At 37.1% G+C, this 19,515-nt stretch carries 14 protein-coding genes and 1 pseudogene; 14 read left to right on the top strand and 1 reads right to left on the bottom strand.

What is annotated here, in order from left to right; all coding sequences use genetic code 11:
- Nucleotides 1-8 precede the first annotated feature (8 nt).
- The 9 genes and pseudogenes from BALCAV_RS16540 to BALCAV_RS16500 all read left to right on the top strand — a co-directional run bounded on the left by BALCAV_RS16540 (nt 9) and on the right by BALCAV_RS16500 (nt 11,516).
- Nucleotides 9-995, top strand: coding sequence for a 2-keto-3-deoxygluconate permease (locus tag BALCAV_RS16540; RefSeq protein ID WP_040324140.1), 987 nt, complete (start codon nt 9-11; stop codon nt 993-995).
- 66 nt (nt 996-1,061) lie between these two features.
- Nucleotides 1,062-2,363 (top strand): four-carbon acid sugar kinase family protein, encoded by a 1,302-nt coding sequence (locus BALCAV_RS16535; RefSeq protein ID WP_003323207.1) that lies wholly within the window; start codon nt 1,062-1,064, stop codon nt 2,361-2,363.
- 19 nt (nt 2,364-2,382) lie between these two features.
- Nucleotides 2,383-3,354 carry a 4-hydroxythreonine-4-phosphate dehydrogenase PdxA gene (pdxA, locus tag BALCAV_RS16530; protein ID WP_235213133.1) on the top strand — a complete coding sequence of 324 codons (972 nt, stop codon included), beginning with the start codon at nt 2,383-2,385 and terminating at the stop codon, nt 3,352-3,354.
- A 256-nt stretch (nt 3,355-3,610) separates the two neighbouring features.
- Nucleotides 3,611-5,038, top strand: coding sequence for an aldehyde dehydrogenase family protein (locus BALCAV_RS16525; protein ID WP_003323209.1), 1,428 nt, complete (start codon nt 3,611-3,613; stop codon nt 5,036-5,038).
- Nucleotides 5,039-5,242: 204 nt separating this feature from the next.
- Complete coding sequence (locus tag BALCAV_RS16520; RefSeq protein WP_003323210.1) at nt 5,243-6,715, top strand: carboxylesterase/lipase family protein; 1,473 nt, start codon at nt 5,243-5,245, stop codon at nt 6,713-6,715.
- A gap of 333 nt (nt 6,716-7,048) precedes the next feature.
- Nucleotides 7,049-7,633, top strand: coding sequence for an SGNH/GDSL hydrolase family protein (locus tag BALCAV_RS16515; protein WP_003323211.1), 585 nt, complete (start codon nt 7,049-7,051; stop codon nt 7,631-7,633).
- Nucleotides 7,634-7,658: 25 nt separating this feature from the next.
- Nucleotides 7,659-9,022: pseudogene (locus BALCAV_RS16510) on the top strand (sigma-54 interaction domain-containing protein).
- 325 nt (nt 9,023-9,347) lie between these two features.
- The gene (locus BALCAV_RS16505) at nt 9,348-10,124 is read left to right on the top strand and encodes a 3-hydroxybutyrate dehydrogenase (protein WP_003323213.1); all 777 of its coding nucleotides are present in this window, start codon (nt 9,348-9,350) and stop codon (nt 10,122-10,124) included.
- A gap of 78 nt (nt 10,125-10,202) precedes the next feature.
- Nucleotides 10,203-11,516 (top strand): GntP family permease, encoded by a 1,314-nt coding sequence (locus BALCAV_RS16500; protein ID WP_040324141.1) that lies wholly within the window; start codon nt 10,203-10,205, stop codon nt 11,514-11,516.
- 88 nt (nt 11,517-11,604) lie between these two features.
- Here the strand turns inward: BALCAV_RS16500 and pdxR are convergent, their stop codons facing one another.
- Nucleotides 11,605-13,011, bottom strand: coding sequence for a MocR-like pyridoxine biosynthesis transcription factor PdxR (gene pdxR / locus BALCAV_RS16495; RefSeq protein WP_003323215.1), 1,407 nt, complete (start codon nt 13,009-13,011; stop codon nt 11,605-11,607).
- 124 nt (nt 13,012-13,135) lie between these two features.
- On the opposite strand from pdxR, the gene pdxS reads away from it, so the two are divergent.
- The 5 genes from pdxS to BALCAV_RS16475 all read left to right on the top strand — a co-directional run bounded on the left by pdxS (nt 13,136) and on the right by BALCAV_RS16475 (nt 19,183).
- Nucleotides 13,136-14,023, top strand: coding sequence for a pyridoxal 5'-phosphate synthase lyase subunit PdxS (gene pdxS / locus BALCAV_RS16490; RefSeq protein ID WP_003323216.1), 888 nt, complete (start codon nt 13,136-13,138; stop codon nt 14,021-14,023).
- Nucleotides 14,023-14,622 carry a pyridoxal 5'-phosphate synthase glutaminase subunit PdxT gene (gene pdxT / locus BALCAV_RS16485; protein ID WP_003323218.1) on the top strand — a complete coding sequence of 200 codons (600 nt, stop codon included), beginning with the start codon at nt 14,023-14,025 and terminating at the stop codon, nt 14,620-14,622. The genes pdxS and pdxT overlap by 1 nt, the downstream gene beginning before the upstream one ends.
- 725 nt (nt 14,623-15,347) lie before the next feature.
- Nucleotides 15,348-17,249, top strand: a complete 1,902-nt coding sequence (locus BALCAV_RS16480; RefSeq protein WP_003323219.1) for an endonuclease MutS2 — start codon at nt 15,348-15,350, stop codon at nt 17,247-17,249.
- 377 nt (nt 17,250-17,626) lie between these two features.
- Nucleotides 17,627-17,770, top strand: a complete 144-nt coding sequence (locus BALCAV_RS22580) for a hypothetical protein (RefSeq protein WP_168771640.1) — start codon at nt 17,627-17,629, stop codon at nt 17,768-17,770.
- A gap of 441 nt (nt 17,771-18,211) precedes the next feature.
- On the top strand, nt 18,212-19,183 hold the full coding sequence (locus BALCAV_RS16475; RefSeq protein WP_003323220.1) for an NAD(P)H-dependent flavin oxidoreductase: 972 nt from the start codon (nt 18,212-18,214) through the stop codon (nt 19,181-19,183).
- The last annotated feature ends 332 nt before the right edge of the window (nt 19,184-19,515 follow it).

Raw genomic sequence — 19,515 nt, 5'->3', positions numbered from 1 at the left:
AAAAAACAATGAAAATTAAAGCAACCTTAGATCGAATTCCTGGTGGGATGATGGTTGTTCCCTTATTACTTGCAGCAGCCATTAATACATTTTTCCCGAACTTATTAAGAATAGGTGGATTTACTGAAGCTTTATTTGTAAACAGTTCAAGTGCACTAATTGCTTTATTCTTATTAATAGCTGGTACACAAATTACGTTTAAGACAGCGGGTACATCGGTAAAAAAAGGTTTAACCTTATTAACCTTTAAGTGGGTTATTGGAGCTGGCATTGGTCTTATTGCCATTATGTTAGCGGATTCAAATGGTTTATTTATGGGATTAGCTCCAATCGCAATTATTGCTGCGATGACAAATTCTAACGGTGGTCTTTACATTGCTTTAGCTGGTCAATATGGAAAAGAAGATGATAAAGCCGCTTATCCATTTCTTGCTTTAAGTGATGGACCGTTTTTAACGATGGTAGCGTTAGCCATTTTTGGTACAATGGGTTTTGCAGAAGGAATGTTTTCACCAGTAGATTTTGTAGCCGTTTTACTTCCTTTACTCGTTGGGGTAGTTATTGGTAACTTAGACAAAGACATGGGTGATTTTTTACACAAAGGAAGTGACAAACTTGTTCCTTTCTTCGCCTTCTCTCTTGGAATGGGAATTAACTTTACATCAATCATTCAAGGTGGAATTAGCGGAATTTTACTAGGAGTTATGACAGTATTATTTACAGGTGGAATTGGCTATTTAATTTTTAAATGGATTGGATGGAACCCAATTGTTGGAACTGCAGAAGGCTCGACGGCAGGAAATGCTGTTGGTACACCGATGGCGATCGCAGCAGCCAATGTCTCCTTTATGCCGATGGCTGAGCTCGCTACCGTTCAAGTGGCGGCGAGTGTTGTTACAACGGCGATATTATTACCAATCTTTATAGGGTTTTTAGCGAAACGACTTGAGAAAAAGACAGGTAAAGAAGTGAAAGAAATAAACGCAACGATGTAGATAAAATAGAAGAAAGTCATCATTTAATGGCTTTCTTCCATTTGATTTTTAAAAAGGAGAGTTACTATGAATTTAGCAATCATCGCAGACGACTTAACAGGAGCTAATGATAGTGGCGTTCAACTTGCAAAGTATGGATTGCAAACATCTGTTTTTTTTAAAATGGACGCCGAAAATATAACAGAAAATGAAGCGGTTGTTTTTGATACGGATAGCAGAGCGAAAAAAGGCGAGGAAGCTAAAGAAATCGTTGAAAAGGTAACCCGTTTTTTGCTTGAACATCAAATCACGAACATTTATAAAAAAATAGATTCAACGATGCGTGGAAGCATTGGGCATGAATTAATCGGTTTCCATAATCAATTACAGACTGACTTTATTTTTATTGCAGCAGGCTATCCTAAAAATGGCCGAAAAGTAATAAATGGATACCATTACTTAAATGAACGTTTGTTATCTGAAACAGAAATTGCCAATGATCCAGTTACCCCTGTGAAAGAATCCCATATTCCAACTCTATTAAAAGAGCAAATGGGAGAGGAAGTCGGTCTCATTAATTTAGAAGTTCTTCGTTCAGAAGATGTAGACGTTTTTGCTTTAGAGTTATCAAAATTAAAAGAGCAAAATATTAAATTTATTGTCATAGATTCCGAATCAGAAGAGGATTTACAATTATTGCTTAAAAAAGCAGAAGGACTTAAGGACTCGATTGGCTGGGTCGGTTCAGCTGGTTTAGCAAATTATCTTCCTGCTTTTTATAATCTAAAACAAAAGCCTCAAAAGTATCAAATAGTCAATATAAAGAAGCCTGTCTTAACGGTTGTTGGAAGTGTCAATGTGAATTCTAGAAATCAATTAACAAGACTATTAGAAGATGATGTTTTTGCTATCGAAATGAAATCCTATAAAGCTGTTTCAGACTCTAACACGAGAACAGAGGAAATATCTCGTGTTTATCAAGAGGTTGTAAGTGCAGCAAAATTAGGAAAAGATGTGGTCATTTATTCTGCAGGAGAACAAGAAGATATTGCCTATGCAAGAGAGATTGGGACAAAGAATGGTTTTGATTTCACAGCAACGAGCCGTGAAATTGTGACAATGATTGGAGAAGTTGCTTCTCGCCTACTCAAACAAGACTTATTCCAAGGGATTGTCATGACGGGTGGAGATACAGCCAAGAAAATTTGTGATAAATGGAATGTCGCTGGTTTCAAACTGTATGATGAGTTGGAAGTCGGCGTACCGATATCGAGCTTTATCGGCATCGACCACCTTTTTGCGATTACAAAAGCAGGAGGATTTGGAAAAGAAGAAGTATTTATTGATGCTATTCGAAAATTGAAGGGAGTTAATGTCATTGAACAATAAACCAATAATTGGTATAACAATGGGAGATGCGGCTGGAATCGGTCCAGAAATCATTGTTAAAGCCTTAAACCATGAAGAAGTTTATAACAAATGTCGTCCAGTTGTCATAGGGGATGCCAAAATTTTAGAAAAGGTACAACCTATTGTTGAGTTGGATTTGGAGATTCATCGAGTCAGTGCTCCTGAAGAGGCTAAGTTTGAACATGGCACAATCGATGTGATCGATTTAGATATCGTTCCTTTTGACCTACCTTTTGGTGAGGTTTCAGCAGTAGCAGGAGATGCAGCTTATCAATATTTAGCTAAATCGGTTGAGCTTGCAAAAGAGAAAAGAATTGACTCCATCTGCACAGCTCCTTTAAATAAGGAAGCATTGCACAAAGGTGGCCACTTGTACCCAGGTCATACGGAGATTTTGGCTAAATTAACAGATACAGAAGATTTCTCAATGATGTTGACGACACCAAATTTAAAAGTCATTCACTTAACTACACATATGGGACTTATTGAGGCTATTGAAAGTATTAATCCAGAAAGAACGTATAAAGTAGTGAAGTTAGCCCATGATACTTTATCAAAAGCAGGTTTTGACAATCCGCGAATAGCCGTTTGTGGGATTAATCCTCATGCTGGTGAAAATGGCTTGTTCGGAAATGGGGAAGAAGAAGAAAAGCTGGAACCAGGAATTAAAAAAGCCCAAAACGAAGGAATGAATGTTATTGGACCACTACCAGCTGATACGTTATTCTTTAGAGCGGGTCGCGGAGACTTTGATATGGTTGTCGCTTGTTATCATGACCAAGGGCATGCTCCAATTAAAGTAATGGGGATTGAAGATGGCGTTAATATTACCGTCGGATTAAAAGGTGGGATTATCCGTACTTCTGTTGACCACGGAACTGCGTTTGATATTGCCGGGAAAAATATTGCGGCTGAAACAAGTATGATAGCTGCAATTGAGTCAGCTTATGAGTTAGCACCGAAAAGATAATCATGAATTTAGGAACATTCTCATAGTTAATGGGAATGTTCTTTTTACTATTCATTTTTTTAGTTTGGCTGGCGAGGGTATTAAAGTACATTTTGATTAGAAACATATTTCCTGGGTTTTAATATTTCGACTCGATTCATACCACATCCCATAATAACGTTTCCCCTCTTTTATTTGACAAAGCAACGTTTAATTTACAGAGGGAATGGGGATAGAAAGACTAGAAACAGATTATGAATTAAAGGAGCTGGATTTCATGCGTAACTATACAAAACATTATATAAATGGTGAGTGGGTTGAATCTACAGGAACAGAGACAATCGATGTGATTAATCCAGCAACAGAAGAAGTAATGGGAACAATTAGTGCTGGGACAATAGAAGATTTAGATCGTGCGGTTCAAGCAGCTAGAGAGGCTTTTCCTTTCTTTTCTCAAACGACAAATGTAGAACGTATTGCGTTACTAGAAAATATTGCCCAAGAATACGAAAATCGAAAAGAAGATTTAGTTAATGTCATTACAGAAGAATTAGGTTCTCCGATTTCTAATAGTGAATCCGTTCAATATGAAATGGGCTATCAACATTTTAAACAAGCGGCCAAGGAATTAAAAGATTTTGAATTTGTGGAAGACCGTGGCGGACATGTAGTTCAAAAGGATGCCATTGGCGTCGCGGGTTTAATTACCCCTTGGAATTTCCCGACTAATCAAGCGGCAACAAAGTTAGCTAGTGCCTTTGCGGCTGGAAGTACAGTCGTATTAAAACCAGCATCAAAGACGCCATTCGCTGCAATCATTATGGCTGAAATATTTGAGAAGGCTGGGCTTCCAAAAGGAGTTTTTAATTTAGTTAATGGCAGTGGTTCAACGATTGGCGATGCGATTAGCTCTCATCGAGATATTGACTTTGTCTCCTTTACAGGGTCTGGTGGAGTTGGAGAGAAAATTATGAAAAATGCTGCCGAAGATATAAAAAAGGTCTCACTAGAATTAGGTGGGAAATCTCCACTTGTCATTCTTCCAGATGCAAATATTAGAGAAGCAGCAAAAACAGCTGTTTCTGGTGTTGTTTTTAATACGGGCCAAGTTTGTACGGCGGCAACGAGAACGATTATTCCAAAATCTATTCATGATGAGTTTATCGAAGCTGTTAAAGAGGTATTACCAGAGTTTACAATCGGGGATCCAAAGGATAAAAATACAAAAGTGGGACCTCAAGTATCAAAGGAACAATGGGAAACCGTTCAATCATACATTCAAAAAGGGAAAGATGAAGGAGCAAAGTTGATTGCTGGTGGAACAGGCAAACCAAAAGGATTTGAAAAAGGTTTTTATAGTCAGCTTACTGTCTTTTCCGATGTTAAAAATGATATGACGATTGCCCAAGAAGAAATTTTTGGTCCTGTAATGTCAATCATTACCTATGAAGACCTCGATGAAGCGATCGAAATTGCCAATGACTCAATTTATGGATTAGCTGGTTATGTTTATGGTGAAGAGCCAGAATTATTGAGGAAGGTTGCCACTAGCTTACGTGCTGGAAGAATTACGATTAATAATGCTAAAGGTGATTTTGGGGCACCATTCGGAGGGTTTAAACAATCAGGAATCGGACGCGAATGGGGAGATTATGGAATAGAAGAATTTTTAGAGCCGAAATCGATTTTAGGAATGCCATCTTAAATTAAAAATGGAGGACTTTCCAAAAGTAATGTTATGAACTTTTGTGAAGTCTTTTTTTGTTTTGATCCAATCTCTCATGATTTGTTTAGTAATCCCAACCTTAAGCTGTATTAAGTTTCTTTTTTTATTAATGAAGAAAATGATAAAATAAAAATATGAACTTTTGTAATGAGTAGGAATAACAAGTGAAAGAGAGTGTACATAGTGAAGGATGTTATCGTTACAACTAAAAGTGGGAAAATATGCGGTGCTGAATATGAAGATTATGCTGAATGGAAAGGAATTCCTTATGCCGAAGCTCCTATTGGTTCTTTGCGGTTTCAAGCACCGAAGCCGATTAAACCATGGCTAGAAGTGAAGGAAACAAAAGCGTTTGGGCCTAATGCGATGCAAAATCACACACGTCTTATGGAGGCATTAGGAGCAACGACTCAAAAAATGAGTGAGGACTGCTTATACTTAAATATTTATGCCCCAACAAAAAATAAGAGAGCAAAATGTCCCGTTTTATTTTGGATACATGGTGGCGCTTTTTTATATGGGTCCGGCAATGATTATAACGGTGCAACTTTTGCCAAAAATGGTGATGTCGTTGTGGTGACGATCAATTATCGCCTAGGAGTTTTTGGCTTTTTATGTTTAGAAGAGGCAAAGAAATCATATAAAGACTCTGGCAATGCAGGTATTTTGGATCAGCTCTGTGCTCTGAAATGGGTGAAGGAAAACATTGAAGCTTTTGGTGGTGATCCGAATAATATCACGATTAGCGGGCAATCGGCGGGTGCGATGAGTGTAGCTACTTTAATGGCGATGCCAGAAGCAAAAGGTTATTATCATAAAGCCATCTTACAAAGTGGAGCCGGAAGAGTGGCGATTGAGAAAGAAAGGGCCAAAAAGGTGACGAATAAGCTGTTGAAAAAGATTGAGGTAGAAGATCACAGTGATTTAACAACACTTCCTGCTGAAAAACTTTTAGAAGCTTCGACAGAGGTAAAAATGTTGGAGCTTTGCCCGGTCATTGATGGAATTCATCTATTTGGCTTACCAGAAATTGAAATGAATAAATATGTACATAAAGATATGCCAGTTTTAATCGGAACGACTCGTGACGAATGGCAAATTTTTAATTTAAAAGACGAACGTTGGAATAACCCGAATCTCGACAGCATGAAGCATGTTTTGAAAGAAGCATCTGGGCGTGAGTTTACGCCATTTGCCCGAGTAATGACGACTTTTCCAAACTTATCGAGAAAATTGTATGTGAATTTAGCAACATGGGTTATTTTTACCTTTCCAGCGATCCGATTTGCTGACCGATTACTTGAGAACACTTCTCGTATTTGGATGTACCGTTTTGATCGCGAGCATTCTCATCGTAAAGAATGGAAGGCGAGTCATGGGATTGAGGTGGCTTATGTATGGTTTAATCAAAAAAATGTTGCAGAAGAAGATCGAAGGATTGCTGAGCACATGCATCAAGCATGGATTCAATTTGTGCACGATGGGAACCTAAAAAGTGTGAATGAGATTAACTGGCCAGCTTATACAATGGAAAAAAGAGAGACATTCAAGTTTGATGTCGACCTCGAGGTGATAAAACAACCTCAAAAAGTTATGTATTCCCTCCATAAAAGGTTGGAAAAGGTTGAGCCTGCCCCGATACAAGATTATTCTTAACTAGAGCATAAATATAAACAGAGGACATAGGAGTTTATTCATTTCCTCTGTTTTTTTTGAACAATTAACGGCCCGATCATCATTTCCATATCTTATTTTGCTTAATCTGGTCATTTCAAGTTATCTAATTTATTAGAGGTGTCATTGATGATGTGAGTAGAAGATTATATAATAAATGAATAAACTGACTTTTTCCATTTAAATGAAAGGGTTTAATTTTTTGAAAAACAATCGATGATCACCTAAAAAACTTTACTCTAAGGTTTTCTAGAGAGGAATCGTTATCTTTTATTTGAACGATACAAAATAGGAATGATTTAAGGAGGTTAAAAGATGTTTGTTACAATCGGGGATAGTTTAACAGAAGGAATTGGTGATCATACGGAGGATTTGAGTTGTCGGAGTTGGGTGGATCACTTTGTAGAAAAACATCCAGAGCCATTACCATTCCAAAATCTGGCTAAAAGAGGGCTTAACTCAACTGAAATTCGCCGTACTCAATTAAAAGAAGCTTTGTCGCTAAACCCAACAATTGTCAGTTTAATAGCAGGAGCGAATGATATTTTAAAAGGTGGTTGGAATACGAATCGCTTCTCTGAAAACATTATTGGCATGGTTGAGTCCTTTGTTGAAGCAGGTTCAGATATCATTGTGGCTAAGCTACCGGATTTTACAAAACGATTATCTTTAGCAAATGCAAAAAAGGTGATTGTACAAAGCCAATTAAAAGAAGCAAATCAAATTATTCACGACCTTAGTGAAAAACATCGCTTATGTTTAATCGATTTTTGGAATCACCCAATGGCTGGGAATGATTCTATGTGGTCAGAAGATCATGTGCACCCGAATGCTTTAGGTTATCAAGAAGTGGCTAATGTTATCTATCATACTTATTATCAACATAAACAAAATGCGTAGAAGTTTTTATTAGTGGGGGTACAAAATGTTTCCTTTAGAAGAACGATATAAGGATGAAATTTTTGAGACAATTTTTGAAAATGCTTACCATTGTTTAATAGTCGTAAATGTAAGCGGAATCATTACGTATATAAATAATAGCTACTGCCAATTTCTTGAACTTGATAAAGCAGAGGTGATTGGTCAACATGTGACAGAGGTAATTGAAAACACAAGAATGCATCTTGTTGTCCAAAGTGGTGTAGAAGAAATTGCCGATATTCAGTACATCCGAGGTAATCATATGATTGCCAACCGAATTCCTGTACGTTCAGGCAATAAGGTAGTCGGGGCGGTCGGTACGGTTCTGTTTCGCGACACAGAAGAATGGATGAAGATGAACAGTCATATTAAGGATCTTCTATTAGCATTAGAGAATTATCGTAAACAATTAAATCACCAGCATGGGGTAACCTATACGCTTCATGATATTGTCGGAAGCTCTAGTCAATTGAATGACTTAAAAGAAAAAATAAAAAAGTAGCCCCAGGTGATGTTTCCATTTTATTAAGAGGGGAAAGCGGTACAGGAAAGGAACTTTTTGCCCACAGTATTCATCATTTAAGTGAAAGAAATCAAAAGCCATTTATTAAGGTAAACTGTGCTGCCATACCGGATCATTTATTAGAATCTGAACTTTTCGGATATAAAGAAGGAGCCTTCACTGGAGCAAAAAAAGGGGGGAAAAAGGGAAAGTTTCAGCTGGCAAACGGTGGGACGATTTTTCTCGATGAAATTGGCGATATGCCGTTAAGTGCACAAGTCAAAATCCTTCGTGTATTACAAGAAGGAGAAATTGAAGCATTAGGAGATATCCAAACGGAAAAAATTGATGTGCGGATAATTGCGGCAACAAATCAACCACTAGAACAGTTGATAATGGATCAACGTTTCCGTGAGGATCTATTTTATCGAATTAATGTAATTCAGCTTCGAATTCCCCCTTTGAGAGAACGTCCAGAAGATATCCGGGTTCTCGCCAAATATCTTTTATATAAAATTACGAATCGGACAGGCAAACGAGTGGTTGATTTTGCTCCTGATGTGATGAAGGTATTTCATGCAGACGAGTGGGCAGGTAATGTTAGGGAATTAGAAAATGTGATTGAATCGGCTGTCCACTTAACGAATACGGATATGATTCATTTAAGAGATTTACCTGAACGATTTTATAGTGATGAGGAGCTCATAAAAACAACAGGAACGTTAAAAGAAATTCTTGAAAAAACAGAAAAAGAGACAATTGAACAGGCCTTCAAACGATGTAATCGAGATAAAAATGCAGTTATGAACTTATTAGGAATTGGTAAATCGAGTCTATATGAAAAAATTAAGAAGTATAATTTATAGTTTTCCGAATTCACGGAAATTGTTCCAAGTTTTCGGAATGTTATATGTTAAGCCTTTTTGAAGAATAAAACCACTTTTTAAAATGTCCTCTTTCCAACATATTGGAGAGGGGATTTTTTTGGGGTGATAAAAAGGCGATTAAATGGACATTTTCTTTTTATTAAAAGTTGGCGCGTTTTTTGCTTATAAATAGTGGTGAGGGAAGGGGTGATGGATTTAAAGAAAGCCTAAATCCATTTTTGAAAACGTTTTTTTGTAACGATTTAAAAAAGTATTTTGACTAAATCAAATGTGTTAAAAAACATCAATTAGGAGGTTACTAGAAATGATTACAAATAAAGTGGTATTTATTACAGGTGCTGCGAGTGGCATTGGTTACGAAATCGGTCTTTCTTTTCTTAAAAGCGGTGCAAAAGTAGTGTTCACAGATTTGAATGAAGAGAAATTGAAGCAAGTAACGACGGAATGTCAACAAGAGGGTTATGATTGTTTAGGGATGAAATGTGATGTGACGGTTGAAGCAGATTTGCAAGTGGCAATCGATCAAACGGTCGCTCATTATGGAAGGTTAGATGTTCTAATTAATAATGCTGGTTTTCAACATGTTTCAGCAATTGAAGATTTTTCAACGGAGACGTTTGAGTTGATGACAAAAGTGATGCTTATCGCCCCATTTATCGCAACAAAATATGCCCTACCTATTATGAAAAAGCAGTCTTTTGGACGAATCATTAATATGGCTTCCATTAATGGGTTAATCGGTTTCTCTGGTAAGGCGGGGTACAACAGTGCTAAGCATGGGGTAATTGGCTTAACGAAAGTAGCAGCTCTTGAAGCAGCTGAATATGGAATAACGGTTAATGCTCTTTGTCCAGGTTATGTTGACACTCCTCTTGTCCAAAATCAGTTAAAGGACTTGGCTCAAAATCGTGGTGTGTCCTTTGAAAAAGCATTAGAAGAGGTTATTTTTCCGTTAGTTCCACAAAAAAGACTGTTGTCAGTCCAAGAGATTTCTGATTACGCAATGTTTCTTGCAAGTGATCAGGCAAAAGGCGTAACTGGTCAAGCATTAGTTATTGACGGCGGATACGTAGCTCAATAAGTCCTTTTAGTTCGTTTTTAAGATTTATATGAAAGCGCATACAAAAAATAAATGATTGAAATGAGGGAAATAGAAATGATCTTTAGTGTGATCGGCCTTGTTGGTGGTTTAGCCCTTTTAATTATATTAACGATGCGAGGAATGAATTTATTAATTGCTGCCCCTTTATCTACATTATTTTTAGCTGTCTTTAGTGGGATACCATTGTTTCCACAAATGGTAGCTGAAGGGGAAATCAGTATGTTAAGTAGTTACATGGAAGGTTTCTCTGGTTTTGTTGCCTCTTGGTTTATTATGTTTTTGTTAGGGTCTATTTTCGGGAAAGTGATGGGCGATGCAAGAGCGGCTGATAGTGTCTCGAAATGGGTCGTGGACCGTCTCGGTGTCAAATACGCCGTTGCCGCGGTCGTTGCTGCATGTGCGATATTAACTTATGGTGGTGTTAGTTTATTTATTGTCGGTTTCTCTGTTTTTCCTTTGGCTCTTAGTCTATTTAAACAAGCCAATTTACCAAGAAGATTTATCCCGGCTGCCTTAGCCTTTGGTTCGGTTACATTTACGATGACTTCAGCTGGTTCACCAGAGATTCAAAATTGGATACCAATTCCGTTTTTAGGAACGACCGCTTATGCTGCCTGGGAAGTCAGTTTAATCGTTGCCATTTTTATGGCTATTAGTGGCTATTGGTTATTGAAAAAAATCATTGATAGAGCAGTCGCCAAAGGTGAAAAGTTTGAAGCTCGTGACGGGGATCCGGTTATTGAAAAGCAAGATTTGCCAAATCCACTGCTTTCAGCTATTCCATTATTAATTGTATTAATTGTTTCGTTTATTTTCCATGATTCACTTGGAACATCTGCCTTAATTATTGCATTAACAAGTGGGATTATCGCAACATGGGCTCTAAATCACAAATATTTAAAGAGCGTTTGGACATCTGCTTCAAATGGGACGATGGGGGCCTTGCTTGCGATTACGAATACAGCTGCTGTTGTTGGTTTTGGAGCAGTCGCGAAAAATACAGAAGCCTTTAATTCTGCGGTTGCTGCGGTTACCGATTTACCTGGAAGTCCATTAATTGGGGCAGCCATTGCGGTTGGTGTCATTGCCGGGTTAACAGGGTCTTCATCTGGTGGTCAACAAATTGCTCTTCCATTGGTTGCCCCTCATTACTTGGATATGGGTGTCGATCCAGAAGCTCTCCACCGTGTAGCTGCGATTTCTTCTGGTGCACTTGATACACTGCCACATGGTGGATATGTGGTTACAACGATTCGGGCCATTTGTGGAGAAACACATAAGGATGCGTATCCAGCCTTTGCTGCGGTCACGGTCATTATTCCAGTGTTAGGCGTTCTTTTAGCGATTGGATTATTTGCTTTAGGAATGTAATAGAGGAAAAGGAATGTAAACTTCAAAATTCTGAAGTAGATACTAAAAATGAGGATGTCTGTGAGCTCTCACTCAGACATCCTCATCTTCATTTATGCTGATATCCCCATGTCTTCAACAACGTTGTAACGGCTAACTCCAAGTCTTCTTCCGCAATCCCGGCAAATCCGAGCAATATTCGAGGTGGTGACGTATCATCAATGGCCATCGAATAGGCAGAGAGGGGGTAAACTTTTAAGTTCGCATCGGCAGCTTTTTTAACTAAAGTGGATTCATTCATGCCATTTTTGACAATGAGGACGATGTGTAAACCTGAACGCTCCCCAATAATCGTTAATCCCTCTTCATATGGTTTTAATAAACTTAATACTTTCTCGAGCTTACGGCGATAAATTTTTCGCATTCGGTTTAAATGTTTCTCGAAGTCTCCATGTTTCATAAACTCTGTCAATACCGTTTGATCAATCCGAGACACGGTTGAATGATAGAAGGAGAATTTATTTTGATAAAGTTGAAGTAATGGTTTAGGTAAGACCATATAACTAATACGAACCGACGGCATTAGTGATTTTGAAAAGGTCCCTAAATAAATGACTTTTTCGGAAAAATCCATGCTATGTAAAGAGGGGATCGTTTTTCCTGTATAACGAAACTCACTATCGTAATCGTCCTCAATAATAAATCGTTCCTTGTCACCTTCCGCCCAGTTCAACAACCGTTTTCGACGATTAACAGATAAAACACTTCCATATGGAAAGTGGTGTGAGGGTGTGGCATAAACAATATTAATATTAGAGCCGATCACTTCTTTAACACGAACACCTTCTTCATCAACATTTAGTGGAATCACTTCATGAGGATAGTTTTTTAAAATTTTTAACATTAAATGATAACCAGGGTCCTCGACTCCATATACCTTCTGTTCGCCAAATAAGAGAACAAGCTGCTGCAAGAGGACTTCGATACCAGCACCAACAATGATTTGCCGAGGACTACATTGAACCCCTCGTGAGTGATATAAATATTGAGAAATTTCATGACGCAATTCATATTCCCCTTGGTTATCACCTAACAAGAGTAAGTGGTGATTGTGAACATCGAGTGTATTCTTTGTATATTTTCGCCATTTGTCAAAAGGAAAGTTTTTCGTATCAATATGACTTGGGTGAAAATTAAAGCGAATAGAGTCCTTCTTTTTCTGTAACACTTCGACATTTGGTTCATTTGATGTTGTATATCCTAAATCCTCAAAAGCTTGCACGAAAAAACCTTTTCTAGGAATCACTTCAACATAACCTTCTGCACTCAGTTGATCATAGGCTGTTTCAACCGTATTTTGGCTTAATTTAAGAAAATCAGCTAATTTTCGTTTGGAAGGAAGTTTGGTTCCATATTCAAGTCGACCGTCAGCGATTTCATTTTTTATATATAAGTATAACTGTTCGTATAAGGGTGTTGCACTTTCTCGATCCAACTCACACCAAAGCATATTCATCTATATTCACACTCCATAAAATACTGACCTCATTAAATTATTAAAAACTGACACTTTTAATACAACCAAACTATTTTTATAATAATAAACAAATCAAACTATTGCAAATGGAGAGGTGCTACATATGGAAAAATTACTAGGTACTGATAAAGTTAAAAGAGGTATGGCTGAAATGCAAAAAGGTGGCGTTATTATGGATGTCATCAATGCTGAGCAAGCGAAAATCGCGGAAGAAGCTGGAGCAGTTGCTGTAATGGCCCTAGAACGAGTACCATCTGATATTCGTGCTGCTGGTGGTGTCGCAAGAATGGCTGACCCGACTATTATGGAGGAAGTTATGAACGCTGTTTCTATTCCTGTAATGGCTAAAGCGAGAATTGGCCATATTGTTGAGGCACGCATTTTGGAAGCGATGGGTGTGGACTACATTGATGAAAGTGAAGTATTAACTCCTGCTGATGAAGTGTATCACTTAAATAAACGTGATTTCACTGTTCCATTCGTATGTGGTGCTCGTGATTTAGGCGAAGCAGCTCGTAGAATTGGTGAAGGGGCATCCATGATCCGTACTAAAGGAGAGCCAGGAACAGGAAACATCGTGGAAGCTGTTCGCCATATGAGACAAATGCAAGCTCAGATTAAACAAGTTGTTGCGATGTCAGTAGATGAATTAATGACTGAAGCCAAAAACCTTGGTGCTCCATATGAATTATTATTAGAAATTAAAGAGACGGGTAAATTCCCAGTTGTTAACTTTGCTGCTGGTGGAGTCGCTACTCCTGCTGATGCGGCGTTAATGATGCAATTAGGAGCAGATGGTGTCTTTGTTGGTTCAGGAATTTTTAAATCAGATAATCCAGAAAAGTTTGCGAGAGCGATTGTAGAAGCGACAACTCATTATACAGATTATAAATTAATCGCGGAGTTATCTAAAGATTTAGGAAGCGCGATGAAAGGAATTGAAATCTCAACTTTATCACAAGCAGAGCGTATGCAGGAGCGCGGTTGGTAATGGCAACAATTGGCGTCCTTTCCTTACAAGGAGCTGTCTCTGAGCATGTTCGTTTCCTTGAAAACAATGGAGCTTTGGCAAAGGAAATTAAACGTCCAGAGCAGCTAAAAGAAATCGATGGTTTAGTTTTACCTGGTGGGGAATCTACTACGATGAGGAAACTCATTGATAAATATGATTTTCTAGAACCTTTACGAGCTTTTGGTGAAGCAGGTAAACCTGTATTCGGTACATGTGCTGGCATGATTTTAATGGCTCAATCTCTCGTCGATAAAGAAGAAGGACATTTAGGATTTATCGATATGGTTGTGGAACGAAATGCATTTGGCCGACAAAGGGAAAGTTTTGAGGTTCATTTAAATGTTGCGGGTATTGCGGAAGACTTACAAGCTGTCTTTATTCGAGCTCCACTTGTCAAAGAAGTGGGGAGAGATGTTGAAGTTTTAAGTGAGTATGGTGGAGAAATTGTCGCTGTCAAACAAGGCCCATTTTTAGCCTGCTCCTATCATCCAGAGCTAACGGATGATTCAAGAATGCATGCATTTTTTATTAAGATGGTTGAAGAAAAGCTGGCGACTAAAACGACTTTATCACGGTGAAAATAATTAAGGTAACTAATATAAAATAATCAAAGCCTCTGAAATTTAGAGGGAGGTGTTAGCTTGTCGGCAAAGTCTCGTAATCGAGGGAGTCGACAGGCTTTTTTTATAAGTGAAAGATATAGTCACACATGTCTCCCCACAAGAGAAAGAGGCAAGTTGGTTGTGAAAATTATTAGATAGGATACAGGATACAACAAAAGGAGGAAGGGAAAAAGTAGTCATCAATAGCAGGTGGAGACAACAAAAACACAATAGGAAGAAGTAAAGGTTTACTTTTTCTTTTAACCATAGTAACATGTTGCTTAACGATTAGATTTCAATTATGAAAAATGAATATAAATGAGAGGTGCTTTTTGTGAGTGCGGTAGGTTCTAAATAGGAAAAATTTAATGAGATAAATTCAGAAAAAGGGTATTTCAATCTCTTTATTTGTTGTGGATTTATTTCAAACCTATGAAGATACCTACAATACTTTATAAAGTGTGTCATTTTTTGAGGGGAGCCATTAGTTTTATTGGCTTATTTGCGTAACTTTCATAATGACGTAAGCCTTGTAAATGTAAAAAGCTGCGGTATCTCCGCAGCTTTTTTTATATGTATATTTTAGCTAGCGGAGAAAATCAAATAGCGAATTCTAAAAGCAATCGCCTTAACAATTGAAATTTAATCGGTAGGTATCTTCATTTATGAATGTCATTCAACCATAGTGAGGAGAAGAAAGAATGAATCAATCAACATTTGAAAAGTTACAATATGAGGAGCTTAAACAAATCGTAAAATCTTATTGTGTAAGTGGATTAGGGAAGCAACTACTCGATAAACTGAAACCGAGCTCTCAACTAAAAGTTGTCAAGAACCGTTTAAATGAGACAACGGAGGCAAGAGCGATTTTAGATGCAGAAAGCCATATCCCTTTTATGGGTGTTTCAAATATAGAAAATATCGTACAAAAGCTTGAAAAAGGGATGATTTTAGACCCGAGTGAATTAATTAGCATCTCCGACTTTTTAAGGGGATGCCGAAAAATGAAATCATTTATGTTAGCGAAGGAATTTTTTGCTCCGGTTTTATCATCGTATGCCCTTTCAATGTCTGAATTACAAAATGTAGAAGAAGAAATCAATCATTGTATTAAAAATAACCGTGTGGATGCACAAGCGAGTAAGGAACTAAAGCGAATTCGTAGACAAATCGATCTGACGGAAGAAAAAATGAATGACCGACTCCATAAATTTTTAAATAGCAGTGCTAATAAAAAGTACATTCAAGAATTTTTTATTAGTAAAAAAGATGGCAGGTTGACGATTCCAATAAAAGCCTCTTATAAAAATCAAGTTTCGGGAACCATTGTTGAAGTTTCTTCTAAAGGTTCCACCGTTTTTCTCGAACCGAGTACAGTAGCGAAGTTAAATGGAGAACTAGCAAGTCTAAAAGCGGAAGAGACAATGGAGGAATATCAAATACTAGCCACTTTATCAGGAATGATCATCGAAAAGAATCATGAACTCAAAATGAATATGGATCTTATTAGTCAATATGATATGGTTTTTGCGAAGGCGAAGTTCAGTAAAGTCATTCAAGGGATTGAACCAAAAGTGAATGAACATGGCTATATAAAGATAGTTGGTGGTCAACATCCACTTCTAACAGGAAAGGTCGTCCCTCTACAATTTGAAATCGGAGAAGATTATCGGAGTTTAGTTATTACAGGGCCTAATGCTGGTGGTAAAACAATTGTTTTGAAAACGATAGGCCTGTTGACCATGGCTGTGATGTCCGGTTTTCATATAAAGGCTGATAAAGAAACAGAAGTATCGATTTTTGAAAATATATTTGTTGACATTGGTGATAATCAAAGTTTAGAAAATGCTTTAAGTACATTTTCGTCTCATATGAAAAATGTATCCGAAATTATGAAGCAAGCAAATAATCATACGCTCTTGCTATTTGATGAAATTGGCAGCGGCACAGAGCCGAATGAAGGTGCTGCACTTGCTATATCAATTTTAGATGAATTTTATCAAATGGGTTGTATGACTGTCGCGACTACCCACTATGGGGAAATTAAACGTTATTCTGAACAGCACGATGATTTTATGAATGCTGCGATGCAGTTTAATCAGCAAACATTGGAGCCATTATATCAATTAATGATTGGCAAATCAGGGGAAAGCAATGCTCTATGGATATCAAGGAAAATGCAAATCAATGAACAGGTGTTACAAAGAGCAAAGGGTTATATGCAAAACAAAGATTATCACTTTAACCTAGTCAATCCGGATATCATCAGGAAACCAAAAGCGCTTCAAGTGGAGCCGAAAGTGAAATATGATTATAAAAGAGGAGACCGAGTTAAATTATTCGACTATGATGGTTTTGGAATTATTTATAAAGAAGTCGACGCCTTTTATAATGTTATCGTCTTCCATAATGAAGAATTAAAAGAAGCTAATATTAAACGAATGAGTTTAGAACTCGAAGCAAAAGAATTATATCCAGAAGGTTATGACATAGACACTTTGTTTGTTGACTATCAAACTCGAAAAATGCAGCATGACCTGGAAAGAGGTTCAAAAAAAGCTTTAAGGGAAATTGAGAAGGAGATAAGAAGAAACAAACAATAAGTAAGTGGAAATGGACTAGATGTTATTTTAATATATTGAAGGAATGGGATGGATAGGTATTTTTTAAACCGAAGTAGAGATAAGTCGACCTTTGTCATAACTTTATTACCATCTTCCTTTTTATTATGAAATTCCATTATTTATTTTAGGGATTAAGTAATAATTAATATTGTAATATAAAATGTCAACCGGTATAATCGAACGAATATTCTCATATTTGTACCAGTAAGGTTACGAATATGATACAATTAAAAGTGACATATATTCCATAATTATCTTAAAGTGTAATTTTTTTAGTATTCACTTTGGAAAATGAGTCTTACCAGTTTAATCATTACTGTGTAGGGCTTGTTTTATAAGAAAAGGGGGAGATAATCGTGTTGGAGTGGCTTGAGCCTTTTTTACAACTGCTAGTGCTTGTCGCCACAATCTTTTCTTCCATCACACTAGGATTAAAAAATATCAAAGAAATAAGAGATAAAGCCAAAGAAAAGACAAAAAAGAAAAGACGTTTCCTCTGAGGAACCGTCTTAACAAAATTTGCTTCCCGATAATTATATTACGGGTTCACCACAAAAAATGCAAGTTAAATTCAAAATATTCAAATAATATTTTGGGTATGAAGAAAAATGGAATATATGTCTTCTTTTTATTTTTAAAAGTGAAAAAAACAGGATTATTTATACAACAAAGAAATAGGAATGAAGAACTTAAAGGGTGACTCGAGCGGAGTAGTATAAGAGAGTGAGTTGAGACGTCTCCCTTTTTTAGAACAGTCGATTTACAGATATATATAATTTGAGTCAATACATAAGGGAATCTTTTTATCATAATTAGGGGAATATTCACTCTTTTACTTGGAAAATTGTTGAAAGTCTATTACACTATTATAGAAAGATAGTTTATATTTAGGATTTGTTACTGTTTTGTTTAATAACTTTGGAAATGGAGAGGATATGCTCATGCAACATTCGAAGCTCGATTTACTTTTGGACAATACAAGGTTACCAGTTATTTGTGCCCCCATGTTTCTTGTTTCAGGGACGGAGCTCGTCATTGAAGCTTGTAAATCTGGAATTATTGGCTCATTCCCATTATTGAACGCTAGAACAGGAGAGATTTTAGAGGAATGGATGACTCAAATCAAAGAAGAGTTAGCTGAGGCGAAAACATTACATCCTGATAAAGAAATAGCTCCTTGGGCAGTGAATTTGATTGTTCATAAATCGAATAAACGCTATGAATCAGATTTAGAACTTATTAGAAAATATGAACCACCAATTGTTATTACCTCACTCGGTAAGCCAACGTCTGTTGTCGAAATCGTTCACGGCTATGGTGGTTTAGTTTTTTCAGATGTGGCAACGCTTACACATGCGAAAAAAGCAGCAGAAACCGGTGTTGATGGACTTATTTTAGTTTCTAATGGAGCTGGTGGGCATGGGGGAACGCTTAATCCACTTGCTTTTATCGCTTCGGTAAAACAGTTTTGGAATGGAATTACGCTTCTTGCAGGAAGTGTGACGAATGGGCGCGATATTCTTGCCACTCAAGCTTTAGGTGCTGATTTTGCCTATATGGGGACAAGATTTATCGCAGCTAGTGAAAGTTTAGCAAACGATATTTATCAAAACACTCTAATTGAGTCGACAGCAGAAGACATTGTTTATACTGATGCCTTTAGTGGTGTCAATGCGAATTATCTTATTAAAAGTATTGTTAACGCTGGACTTGATCCAGAAAAGTTAAAGAAAAAGGACATTGTTGATGTAAGTCATAGTGATTCAAAGGCGTGGAAAGACATTGTATCAGCAGGACACGGTGTCGGTACGATTGACAAAGTTCAAACAGTCAACGAAATCGTGAATGAACTTGAGGAAGAATATAAAGAAGGGTTAGTAAAGCTAAATTCAGGTAAAATCCTTCAACGTTAAGAATTTTTCTGAATGGAAAAGAACATTGATTGCTTATGTAAGCGGTTCACTTATTGCGGAGAAAAACTAAATATAACAAGCTAAATAATATTGGCATTTATTGCGTAAAAAAGGGGACTGTCCGATAAGGTTATGAGAAAGACCTTATGTGGACAGCCTTTTTGTGCTATCTACGGAAGCTCGCTATCCTTTTTTAACACTTCAAATAATAAAAAGTGCCAACCGTTACTGTCATCCTCTTATTTGGTAGGTTATTTGATTTGTTGAATGATATGACAGGGTAAAGTTGTGAATGGAAGTTTTATTTAAGGGACTAAGGGGAAAAACAAACT

The sequence above is a fragment of the Alkalihalobacillus alcalophilus ATCC 27647 = CGMCC 1.3604 genome (assembly GCF_000292245.2).
GTDB lineage: Bacteria > Bacillota > Bacilli > Bacillales > Bacillaceae_D > Alkalihalobacillus > Alkalihalobacillus alcalophilus.
This window is presented reverse-complemented; position numbering and strand designations above follow the sequence as displayed.